The organism is Nostoc sp. PA-18-2419, assembly GCF_005869855.1.
In the GTDB taxonomy this organism is placed as follows: Bacteria; Cyanobacteriota; Cyanobacteriia; order Cyanobacteriales; family Nostocaceae; genus Nostoc.
The window spans coordinates 220,525-232,774 of sequence record NZ_SZNH01000004.1 but is presented as its reverse complement, the minus strand read 5'-3'; the positions used below and the strand labels follow the sequence as shown (position 1 = coordinate 232,774).

Sequence of the window (12,250 nt, the reverse complement as noted above, 5' to 3'; positions counted from 1 at the left end):
ATTAATAATTTTTAATTGTTAGACTTATTATATTTTTTGGGGTAAAAGTACAATAAATTTACTACCTTTACCTAATTCGGAATTCAGCAAAATAACGCCTTGATGTGCTTCAATTATTCGGCGAGCAAGGTAGAGTCCTAAGCCACTACCAGAACTCTTGTGACTGCCTTGGCGAAATCTTTCAAAGATGGTGCTTTGTTCTTCAAAAGAAACACCCGGCCCAGTATCGGCTATCTCAATACTAATATAGTCAGCATCAGATTTTCCAGAGAATTGATATTGGCTATTTTTCTCAAACTGGGTTTGAGAAGTAAGACGAATAGTCACTGAACCAGACTCGGTAAATTTAATTGCATTGCCGATTAGATTAGTGAATAAACGATGTAATTCTAAGCGATCGCCGAGTGCTGTATTTGTATTTAACTCCTCACTCAATTTCAGATTAATAGACAGTGTTTTCTCTTGAGCTAGAGGTGTCAATTCTCCAACTACCTCCTGTAGTAAGTGTGCTAAATTAATAGGTTGCAGTGCCAAAGTTTTACGACCTGCTTCAAAACGATAAACTTCTAATAAGGTATTAACCATAGAAAGCAGGTTGATATTGCTGCGAGCCATGATTGCAATTACTTCCTGCATTTGCGGTGATAATGCTCCTAAAGCGCCTTGTTGAAATAGCATTAACATCCGATCAGCTGCTACTAAGGGAGTGCGTAAGTCGTGGGTGAGGCGGGAGACAAAATCTTCTCGCTGGCGTGCTATTTCATCGCGTTCATCCATACTACGCTTCAAACGCAAAAGCGATCGCACTCTTGCCAGTAATTCGTCTACTGTTACTGGTTTGCGGATAAAATCATCAGCACCCAAGTCTAATCCATGAGCAACGTTGGGCGTATCGTGGGCAGTGATTAGCAGTATGGGAATATATTGTGATAACTTCATCTTCCCGCGAATATATTTAGTAACTTCGTATCCGTCCATACCTGGCATCATCAAATCCAACAGCACCAAGTCACAAGGAGATGCTTGCAATTGCGCTAATGCTGAAATACCATTTTCTGCGGTGTTAATGGTATAACCTTCTTCCTCCAAAATAGTTTTGATTAAAAACACATTATCAGGAGAGTCATCAACAACCAGAATTTTGTCAGAACGAGAAGATTGTAAAGTCATGTCACGGCAAGGTATGAGGTAAAAATAAATTTTTGAAAGTTGATCTCGTGTTTGTATCAATTTGTCTGCTAATTCTTTGAATTGACCTCACACTTAAGATATATTATTTATTTGCAAGTTGGTATTTAGCGACTGTAGAGTTTCCCCTGAAGTTAAACTGGGCTGGATTTTTATCAAAAAATAACTAATTAATATATAGCTGTAGTCACACTTTTTAGGACACAATAACAAGCATGAATGCTAGGAATAGTAATAGTTCTATCTCCAGCAATAACAGCTAAAACTGCCTTGTCTTCGACATGCTACGCGAACTGCCTCCTGCTATAAATTATGGCTAGTAAAATTTAAAATCTCGATTCAGTAAATGATGCTAAAGAATAGGTAATATTTGATATAGTAATTTCTATAGTAAACTGAAGATAAAATTGCGTAGGCATCGCCCCTTAGACACAATTTACATAGATTAACTATTAATTTATGTTAAATTAGCCAAACAGACTGCTTTAAATTTATCAAGCATTTTCATTGAACACCGATAAATTATAAAATAGCTAACCGCACAGGAGATAGAGGACACGCAAAAAGTCAATAGATAAGGCTTATTTAGATCATAACTCCACTGGAAATTAGATTTTTTAATTAGTGCTGATATTGAAAGCAAGTAAAGCAAGTTTCAGGAGTGCTAATCAAGATGTCACAATCAACGTTTGGCAATAAAAGTGGGTCATAATACATCTTGAAGTCAGGAAATCTGGACAGTAGTGATTTACAAAGGAAAAGCCTGGATTTGCGCTGACTCTCCCACAAAACTCCCTTAATTTTGGCAAGTTAAAAATATTTTCTGTAGAGTTTTACTAATTAACGAAGGTGCGTTAAGCTGCGTGAACCCACTCTACGGATTTCAAATTGATTTGATAAAAACACTATATTTTAGCTTTTGTCTAGATTTTTATCAAGCAATTCAGTATAAAATTTAAAACTTAAAATCCCAAATTAAAATGGCAGACCTCACTCCTAATTCTAGTTTTAGTTTGACGATCCGCTTGCAGATTCCCAATCGCGTAGGAATGTTGGCGTCGCTAACCCAAGCGATCGCCACTACTGGTGGTAATATCGGTCAAATTGATTTAATCGACCAAAGCCGCAACGAGTCTACCCGCGATATTACCGTTGATGCTGCTAGTACCGAACATGCGGAGACGATTGTGCAAGCAGTCAAAGCACTGCCAGATATTAAGTTACTCAGTGTCTATGATCGGACCTTCAATTTGCATCGCGGTGGCAAAATCAGCATTGCTAGCCGAATTCCCTTAAAAAGTGTGTCTGATTTAGCAATGGCGTATACACCCGGAGTCGGTCGAATTTGTACTGCGATCGCTCAAGATCCAGAGGAAGTTTACAAGTTAACCATCAAACAAAATACTGTTGCCATTGTTACAGATGGTAGTGCGGTTTTAGGTTTGGGAAATCTCGGGCCTGCTGCTGCGCTGCCAGTTATGGAAGGCAAAGCGATGCTATTTAAGGAATTTGCAGGGCTGGATGCTTTTCCCATCTGCCTGGCTACCCAAAATACAGATGAGATTATTCAGACAGTCAAAAATCTCGCTCCGGTATTTGGTGGTGTGAATTTAGAAGATATTGCTGCACCACGTTGTTTTGAAATTGAGCAGAGATTGCGACAGGAATTAGATATTCCGGTTTTTCATGACGACCAACACGGGACTGCAATTGTTACTTTAGCAGCCTTGTTTAATGCCTTGAAGTTGGTACATAAAGCAATCGGAGAAATCCGCATCGTGATTAACGGTGCGGGCGCTGCTGGAGTAGCGATCGCTCGCTTACTGAAGAAAGCTGGAGCAGAAAAAATCTGGATGTGCGACTCTAAAGGAATTATTTCTAGCAGCCGCAGCGACCTGACACAAGAAAAACTCGAATTTGCGGTGAAAGCTCAAGGTACCTTAGCAGGTGCAATGCAAGGCGCAGATGTTTTTATTGGAGTCAGCGTACCAGGAGTTTTGACACCGGAGATGGTGCAATCGATGGCCAAAGACCCAATTGTGTTTGCAATGGCAAATCCGATTCCCGAAATTCAGCCAGAATTAATTCACAAAAATGTTGCTGTCATCGCCACCGGTCGCAGTGATTATCCAAACCAAATCAACAACGTTTTAGCTTTTCCGGGAGTATTCCGTGGTGCTTTGGATTGTCGGGCACAGACAATTACCACTACGATGTACTTAGAAGCTGCAACTGCGATCGCTTCTTTGGTCAAGCCTTCAGACTTGAATCGGGAACATATTATTCCTTCAGTCTTTGATGAGCGTGTCGTCACTGCGGTTGCTGCTGCTGTACAACACGCTGCACGTCAAGAAGGTATTGCTCACAATTGAGCGACTGCAAATATTAACTCAAGCTGTCAGTTATAGCTCAATTGAGTTGAGTTTAGATAATTGACACTTAAGTTATTAGTTGTCAGTTTTGTTCGTTGGGTCAAAGTCTGACGAAAAAGGTGAAGCGTTGGTGGCGGGTTTAAATCCTCCACCATACGCCTGTTTTACTCTTCGCTGATTTGATGATATTAACTACCGACACTGGCGATATTTGATGTGATAAACCAAACCACGGTGTGCAAGGTCAAAGGAATCGACAGTTGCCATCCCTTGACCACTGGCGGTCATCGCAGCATTCACCCGCATATTTACACTGTCGCCACAGGCTGACCAGACATCAGCCACAGTCACTAATTTGTCTCGAACATTGTAGTCACTTTCGCCTCTAAATGTCCGAGAAAAAACAGGGCCGCGCTGACCGGCAAAAAAGTACTCTGCTCTTAGTCTGCCAATTGTCGAGGGAGCAACATAGCCCCGATAATCGGCATCGTAAAGGGAAATTTGAAAGCCTTGAGGTACTTTAATCGGAATGCTCAAATTACAGCTTTTGCGTCTTTCTGCTGTGTTATTTCCGATAGCCATAAACTTATCAAATAAAATACTTAGCTCTTGACCGTCAGGGCTGACACTCACACTAGCAGAGCCGCCAGGGCAACCATTACCACCGTAATCTGCACCTAAAATTTCTACTTTGTCGGCAGCAAAGGCGGGGCCAACAGAAGCGGTCATTAATGTAGCAGCAGCCAAAGAAACTTTTGCAAACCTCATCGAAGTTTGCAGTAAATTTTGATTATTCATAACTTACCTGTTTTGAGTATTTTTAACTAGTTGTAAGTGAAAATTTCCAACCATCGTTGGTACGTCAATTTTCGTAGGTCTTACGACTTACACAAGTATGAGTTTGTTTCCTAAGTAAACAAACTTAGCTTTTTTCAAGGAAAGTTAACTGAAATATGAGAAATTTAACAGCTTCAACTGGCAGTTGTTGACTTAGCTAGAACTTATTCGTAGTTATTGCCAAATCGAGGTTTTGGGCTAGGCATAGACGATAAAGGGACTTAGAAATAAAAAATAATCAATCGCTGTGTAGGCAAAAAGGCAGGGAGCAGGAAGAGAAGGTGGAGCCGAGGCTTCCTCCGATCCAAACATCGGGGGAAAAAGAAAAGTATCATCTAAATAAATTGGTTAATTTATTCTCTAGAAGTCCTAAAGCCAGATTGCACAGTAGTAAGTAAAACTACTATCCTCAAAAAAGAAATCTGTGGATTACTGTAAGTGGGGTTCACAAATCGAGTTAGGAAAGTTATATCACATCAGGCAAATCAACCTTAATAGATTATCTGTCAATTGCTAGAAGTGAAAGCAATACATTAAAAACATCAGCACTTTCATGTCAATTGTTTGTAATGAAATACCAAGCTGGAGAAGAGTTTTTCCAAAGACTACCGTTAGTTTTGGCGGGGCCAATTCTCAAACATACTCAACCTGAATCAGTAACGGTATGGCTGGCGCTCAAACAAGCTTGTCAGGTAGAACTCAAGGTTTATCACACCATAAATGATGGTGAAGTCCTGGGAAATTGCTTATTGCAAGGGGAACGCTCTACTGTTGCTTTGGGTAAGTATCTTCACGTTGTTGCTGTCACCGCTCGCTCTCCAGTTGGACATTGCCTAATTAGCGATACCATCTATGGATATGACCTCCAGTTGACTGTTGCTAACCAGACTCCGCAAACCCTGCAACAAGCATTATGCTCAAACTCCTACCCTACAGTTAACATCAGCTACTTTGAGCATCAAAAACCAACCTTTACCCTACCACCTAGCCGTCTCGAAGATTTGCAAATTGTCCATTCTTCCTGTCGGAAACCTCATGGTTCTGGGCTTGATGCCTTACCGATTCTCGACTACCTAATTGAAGCATCTGCAAATCAAACTCAACGCCGTCCTCACCAGCTATTCCTGACTGGGGATCAAATTTACGGTGATGATGTAGCAGATCCGTCGCTGTGGGTTGCGACTACTCTGGGGGATGCTCTGCTGGGTTGGGAAGAACAACTTCCTGTAGGTGGAACGTACTGCACTCCCAAGGAACTGCCCCCCGGAGAGCGGGCGAAAGTTGTGACAAATGAAGCCGGCTTGACCGCAGGATTACATCATAAATCGAAGAAAGTTGCCAGTCATCTGTTGAGCTTGGGCGAGTATTACGCTACTTATTTATTAACGTGGTCGCCAGTGTGCTGGCCGATCGCATTTCCCAAAGGACACCAAGTAAAACGCGATCGCCGAGCGATCCAAAACTGGAACCGGGCAGTCCGGAATTTGCGACAATTCATTTATACGCTGGGAAAAGTGCGTCGTGCCCTTGCCAATATTCCCACCTACACCATTTTTGATGACCATGATGTCAGTGATGACTGGAATTTGAACCAAGCTTGGTGTTTGCGAGTGCTGGGGCGTCCCTTAGGGCGGCGAGTAGTGCAAAATGCTTTATTAGCCTACACGCTGTTTCAAGCTTGGGGCAATACACCTGGGCAATTTACAGAAGGTCAATCTGGAGAAAAACTGCTAGCTGCTGTACAAGCTTGGTCAGCCGAGCAAGGGAAAGATCCAAAGGCTGATCGAGCGATCGCTCGTTATCTTGGTATGCCACCCAGCGATCCGCACACAGGTTTACCGATGTTAGTGCGAGACGGATCTGTGTTTGTTCTAGCTCGACATCCAGAAGCACTTAGTTGGAACTACATAGTCCAGAGCAATTGTCATGAGGTGATTGTCTTGGATACACGCACCAGAAGGGGTTACCCTGCCGAGCAAAAAGCGATTGCCCCACCGATGCTGTTATGTCCACAAGCCTTTAAGCAACAACTAGTTTTGCCTTTACGCCAAATTGCTCAAGAAACTCAGATTCAAGCCACATTTGTGATCGCACCCACGAATGTATTCGGTTCGCAAGTGATTGATTGGGTTCACCATTGGCATTTACAACAAGAGAAAGTTTTTTCCACAGATGTTGGTGATGCTTGGAATATTAATGTTGAAGCACTGGCAAAATTCCTCAATACTTTGTTTGAGCAACGTCAACAAGTGATTATTTTATCTGGAGATATTCATTACAGTTTTGCGGCTCGCTTGTCTTATGCACGCACCGATTCGCAATTGCGATCGGTTTTAGTCCAGTTAACTTCTAGTGCCCTGAAGAATGAAGAACCGCTAACACGGCTAATTCATACACGCATCAAAGATTGGTTATTAGCAGAAAAGCTGCGATATTGGATCGGATGGGTGAATCCTGCCAATATGGTAGAAATTTCCGACAAAAAATTACACCACGATACCTTTACTGCCAAACGCTACCCCAGCAGTCAGCTACGCCAACGTCAGCGATTAACTGACCCTGATTGGTATTGTGTGCTGGAATGGATAATTCGACAAACCGCTCAAGCTTCTGGCTGCACACCAGATATCTCATCATTTATAGCTCCTTGGAAACGAGCAGAAAATACTAAAAGACGATATTTACAACCTCTAATGTTTTGGAAATCTCGCTGGTTTCAAGAAGGGCGAGAAGTAGTTGGGTTAAATAACTTAAGTTTGGTTCAGTTTGAGTTGCCTTCTTCGAGTAGTTCTTACCAAGTTATTCAAGATTCCTATTGGTTTTCTTGTTGGCATCCAACCCAAATTGTTTACAGTCGTTTTGCAACTGAGTTAACACCCAATCAGTCATTGTTGGGAAATTTTAAATTTTAGATTTGGGATTTGAGATTGCTCTGGTGTCGCTCAATCTAAAATCTGAAATTGTTTGACGATGACTAGCTTAGCTTTGCAAATATAAATTTAAATTGTATATCTGGGCACTCTAGATTTAAGAAACATACCGGAGAGTGATTTCTATGTCTACGACCCCAATTAGCGCAACATTGTCTCAAACAGAGAGAGATGCTGTGTTGCAAGCAATCAGCACCATTAAACAAAAGTTACCATTTCTGGTTGATTTAAGTTCCGAGGAGCGTAAGACTTTACCCAAAATGGGAGATAAGAGTCGCGCCTTTGTTAGTAAAGCATTAGAGGTGGCGGCGCAGAATCCAGAGTTTTTACCGCGTTCATTCGACTTGGAAGAGATGCGGAAGGACGTTCAATTATTTGAAGCGTTGTATCCGGTGTTGTTGTCGTTGACGCAGTTACAAGAGTTGGTGAATGATACAGCTGTTGCAGTTGGTAGCGAAGCTTATGCAGCCGCGTTGCAGGTATATAACTATGCCAAAGTTAGTGGACAAGGGGCGGGTTTAGATACAGTGGTTGTGGAAATGGGACAACGATTTGCTCGTAAACCTGGAAAGCCCAAGTCTCAAAAAGCAGCGTTGTAGAAAATAGCTCGGTAGTTGCACTTTTGAGGTGCAGCATTTAAGCTCAGAACTTGGATGTTGGAGTTAAAAGCACAACATTCCGAGTTCAGAAGCTCAACGTTCGAGTAAAAAGGTGCAACTTTCGAGTTCAGAAGCTTAACGTTCGAGCAAAAAGGTGCAACTTCCGAGTTGAGAAGCTCAACGTTCGAGTAAAAAGGTGCAACTTTCGAGTTCAGAAGCTTAACGTTCGAGTAAAAAGGTGCAACTTTCGAGTTCAAAAGCTCAACGTTCGAGTAAAAAGGTGCAACTTCCGAGTTCAAAAGCTCAACGTTCGAGTAAAAAGCAGGACTTACGCACTGAAGCCTGAAACCTAGATCCCCTATAAAGTAAATCTTAAGTACGGTGTATTATGGCTTGTGCCTAACGCACCGTATTATCTGGCGGTGCGTTAGGCACTAATATTAAGGAGATGATTTGTAACTTGCTCTAACACTTTGAGTCCTATTAATGAACCTCGAATCAGCCGAGTAGCACCAAGGGGTTGTCGAAGCATTCCCATAGCTAAAGGCAAAGGACGCAGGGAACCATTAGAATTGATTGCTGGAGTGAGGTCGGGGATATCGTGCCGAGAATCATCGCTAACTACTCGCAGCATTGCCACTGCAATCCCAACTGCATTGAAAAATTCAAGGGCAGCAAATCCTTCCATATCAACAACATCAACCGCCAAAGTCTCTGCCAAACGGCGTTTTTGGGACGCAGACCAAATGATGCGATCGCTTGTCAAAGCTTTGACTAAATTCAATCGAGAATGGGAAGTGGTGAGTGCTGAGTGTAATTGTGTGGTAAAAGTGCGATCGCATTCTTGCCGTTTACTTTGATAAACGCAATCTTGATATAGCACAATATCACCAACAGTGTAGTGATCGCTCAAGCTGCCACATAAACCTACAAGCAACACTCTCGACCCAGTCATAAATTGTCCATTTTCTATCGATTGTTGCAGGTATTGAAGTAAAGGCTTCATCCCAATAGGGATGGGTAATACTGTTGGGATGCAGTTAGTAATATTGCGTAATCCGCGACAAACAGCTTGATATTCTGCTCCTTGAGGTACGAGAATTATGTCGTGGGGTAAAAGATTAGGCACTAGCGCTCTCGATATTTTGGAGTTTGGTAAATATTAACTAGATGATGGTCAAGGCAATATTGACAAGTCTGGCTTAATCAATTGACAAAAAACACAATATGGAGTGTCTTTGGGTTTAGAATCGGATCAAAGATTGTGAAGATTGACTTTTGAAAGATATCATCGCAAGTGATCGCAAGTAGCTCATAGCAATGTTTGAAGTAGGGAATTTTGCAAAAAGTCACTAGAACAGGTTTACTGAGTTCTAAATTGCACTGCCTTGCCCGTTGCTAATAGTACTTCTAAATTTTTAATTTTAGTTGCTCCTCCTAACATTTGAATTTTTTCTAGTTAAAAATTTTGTCATAATTTGAGTAACAATCAGTAGTATTGCCATTTGGTGGTGACCAAAACTCACAAACCGAAGGCGATTGCTGTAGCATGACTAAATAATTGTGTCACCCGCACGATAATTTTCCAAGATGGTAAAGCTTTCTAGCTCAAAATCCGCACGAGAACTCTTCAATATCTCCAAATTTGCGATTAGATTTTCGTGGTTGACCGTGAGTTTTTGGATTGCGGTCACGGTAGCTGGTATTCTTGCTTTCAGTTCGCTTAAGTATGCATTGTTTCCAGATATTGCCTTTCCAGTGGTGGTTGTAAGTGCTACAGCCCCTCTAACAACTGCCGTAGATACAGAGGCCAAGCTTACCAAACCCGTAGAGGAACGCCTACATTCCCTACAAGGATTGGAGAATATTCGCTCATCAACCTATCCTGGTCAAACAGCCGTTAGTCTAGCTTTTGCTGTTGGTACGAATCTAGAAACATCGACCAAAGATGTTGAAACTGCGGTCAAACAGGTGACTCTACCTCAGGGAGCAACTTATAAAATTATTCCCTTGAACTTGAACGAGTCAGCCGCCATTAGCTATGCCATTGAAAGTCCAACACGAAATCTCACAGATTTGACTAAGTTGGCCAAAGAGCAAATTGTCAGTGCGATCGCTAAATTACCAGGAGTTCTTAAAGTTTCACTGCTGGGCGATGCAACTGCAACTCCCTTAGATCCATCAAACCTCAGTGCAACGTCTCTGAGCAAACAAGGGTCTACATTAGTCCGCTTTAACGGCCAAGATGCCCTCGCATTTCAAGTAATTAAACGCGGTAATGCAAACACCCTAGAAGTGGTGAATTCAGTTGAAAAAGAAGTTCAAAGGCTGCGCTCTACTTTCAAAGATGTCAACCTCACCTTAGCTGCGACTCAAGCAAAATATATCCGCCAAGCTACCCAATCAACAATTGATGCTCTACTAGAAGCAATCTTACTGTCCATCATCGTCATCTTTCCCTTTTTGTGGAACTGGCGAGCCACCTTAATTTCTGCATTGGCAATTCCTACATCTATTTTGGCGACATTTATCGTTATGGCGATTTATGGCTTCAATTTAGAGACAATTACGTTGCTAGCTTTAGCTTTGGTGATTGGCAGTATTGTTGATGATGCGATCGTGGATGTAGAAAACATCATGCGACACGTCGATGATGGAGAAAATCCCCGCCAAGCAGCACTTTTAGCGACAAATGAAATTGGATTGACAGTTACAGCAGCCACCTTGACAGCAGTAGCGGTTTTTCTGCCCATAGGTTTAATGGGTGGAGTAATCGGTCAGTTCTTCAAGCCATTTGGCATCACTGTTTCAGCCGCAATGCTCGCTTCTATGCTAGTAGCTCGGACTTTATCTCCAGTTCTGGCTATCTACTGGCTAAAACCAAAATCCTCTACCTCACCTCGTCGCGAAGCAAAAACCTGGGTGAGGTTTGCCCAATCTTATAGAAACTTGCTCAGTTGGTCTTTAAATCACCGCAAAATAGTTATGGGCTTAGCTGTACTCAGCTTCATTGCAGGTATAGCATTAATTCCATTGATTCCTAAAGGATTTATCCCCAAATTAGACCGTGGGGAATTCAATATTGCTTATACGGCTCCCTTGCCAAAAATCCCTGGCTTAGCCCAAGCAGGAGGAGCAGGAGGAGTAAATTCTCCTTTATCCCAATCCCCATCACCCCTTATCCCCAAAGGGGGCCCCACCTTCCCCAATCCCTTAAATGATTCCCTTGAGGTTGCTAAGAAAATCGAAGCTGTGGTGAGAAAAGACCCAGCAGTGGAAACGGTATTTACCACCGTTGGTTCTCGTGAAGGTGAGCCGAACAAAGGCACGCTGTATGTAAGGCTCAAAGAAGACCGAAAAATTACAACTGCTCAATTACAAGACCAACTGCGCTCCTCCTTACCAATTCTTCCTGGCGTTAGTACCAGTATTGAAGATATTAAATTTGTTGATAGCGGCGGTCAAAAACCTTTAGAAGTCGCATTACGCGGTAACAATCTTCAATCTCTGAGCAAAGCTGTTAGAGCAATTAAACAGAGGATTGAAAAAATATCGGGATTTGTGGATGTGACAGTTACAGGAGAAACAAATTCACAAGGTACAGTATTTGAAATTGAGCGTTTAAATAATCAGCGGGTAGCTTATGTCAGTGCTAATCTTGGCAAGGATCTGACCTTGGGTGATGCTACTGACAAAGTAGTAGCTGAAGCTAAAGCGGTGTTGCCGTCTGATGTTTCGTTAGACTTGGGAGGAGATTCTGCCAAATTGAACGAAGTTTTTGGCAGTTTTGGCAGTACTCTTGCTCTCTCTGCCTTGTGTATTGTTGTGGTACTAATTTTGCTATTTAAAACTTGGGTAGATCCTCTGGTTATTGGTGTATCTTTACCTTTGGCACTAATAGGAGCGATGTTAGCGCTACTGATTACCAAGAGCGACTTTGGGATGATCTCACTGATTGGCTTCGTGTTTTTGTTAGGACTAGCAAACAAAAATGCCATTTTATTGGTAGATTACATTAATCAGCTACGCAGTGCTGGCTTAAACCGTACCGAAGCAATCCTTAATACTGGACTAGTGCGCCTCAGACCAATCATGATGACCACCGCTTCTACGCTTTTAGGGATGTTACCGATCGCCTTAGGTCTGGGTGCTGGTTCCGAATTGCGATCGCCAATGGCCGTAGCGATCGCTGGGGGACTGGTAACATCAACTATCCTTAGTTTGATTGTAGTGCCAGTGGTTTACACCATTTTGGATGATTGGTTTCCTCGCAAGAAATTTGAGATTTGAGATTTTTAAATGGGGATAACTGCTCAAATTCAGA

The 12,250-nt window shown here is 42.2% G+C and carries 8 protein-coding genes; 4 read left to right on the top strand and 4 right to left on the bottom strand.

All coding sequences use genetic code 11. The annotated features are described in order from the left end of the window. Positions 1-27 precede the first annotated feature (27 nt). Entirely contained in the window at positions 28-1,170 is a 1,143-nt protein-coding gene (locus FCR06_RS06535; protein ID WP_138498031.1) for a hybrid sensor histidine kinase/response regulator, read from the bottom strand. A gap of 998 nt (positions 1,171-2,168) precedes the next feature. Between FCR06_RS06535 and FCR06_RS06530 the strand changes: the two genes are divergently transcribed. Beyond that, on the top strand, positions 2,169-3,560 hold the full coding sequence (locus tag FCR06_RS06530; RefSeq protein WP_138498030.1) for a malic enzyme-like NAD(P)-binding protein: 1,392 nt from the start codon (positions 2,169-2,171) through the stop codon (positions 3,558-3,560). Between the two features lie 192 nt (positions 3,561-3,752). Here the strand turns inward: FCR06_RS06530 and FCR06_RS06525 are convergent, their stop codons facing one another. After that, positions 3,753-4,358, bottom strand: a complete 606-nt coding sequence (locus tag FCR06_RS06525; protein ID WP_138498029.1) for a DUF4360 domain-containing protein — start codon at positions 4,356-4,358, stop codon at positions 3,753-3,755. A 608-nt stretch (positions 4,359-4,966) separates the two neighbouring features. On the opposite strand from FCR06_RS06525, the gene FCR06_RS06520 reads away from it, so the two are divergent. Beyond that, positions 4,967-7,309, top strand: coding sequence for a PhoD-like phosphatase (locus FCR06_RS06520; protein WP_138498028.1), 2,343 nt, complete (start codon positions 4,967-4,969; stop codon positions 7,307-7,309). Between the two features lie 143 nt (positions 7,310-7,452). Beyond that, the gene (locus FCR06_RS06515; RefSeq protein ID WP_138498027.1) at positions 7,453-7,926 is read left to right on the top strand and encodes a hypothetical protein; all 474 of its coding nucleotides are present in this window, start codon (positions 7,453-7,455) and stop codon (positions 7,924-7,926) included. On the opposite strand, the gene FCR06_RS06510 is transcribed toward FCR06_RS06515, so the two are convergent. Together FCR06_RS06510 and FCR06_RS06505 are read right to left on the bottom strand one after the other, a co-directional pair. Continuing rightward, positions 7,908-8,225 (bottom strand): hypothetical protein, encoded by a 318-nt coding sequence (locus FCR06_RS06510; protein ID WP_138498026.1) that lies wholly within the window; start codon positions 8,223-8,225, stop codon positions 7,908-7,910. The genes FCR06_RS06515 and FCR06_RS06510 overlap by 19 nt on opposite strands. A 128-nt stretch (positions 8,226-8,353) precedes the next feature. After that, positions 8,354-9,055, bottom strand: coding sequence for a phosphorylase (locus FCR06_RS06505; RefSeq protein ID WP_138498025.1), 702 nt, complete (start codon positions 9,053-9,055; stop codon positions 8,354-8,356). Between the two features lie 461 nt (positions 9,056-9,516). Here FCR06_RS06505 and FCR06_RS06500 point away from each other — a divergent pair, with 461 nt between their 5' ends. Beyond that, complete coding sequence (locus tag FCR06_RS06500; protein ID WP_138498024.1) at positions 9,517-12,216, top strand: efflux RND transporter permease subunit; 2,700 nt, start codon at positions 9,517-9,519, stop codon at positions 12,214-12,216. The last annotated feature ends 34 nt before the right edge of the window (positions 12,217-12,250 follow it).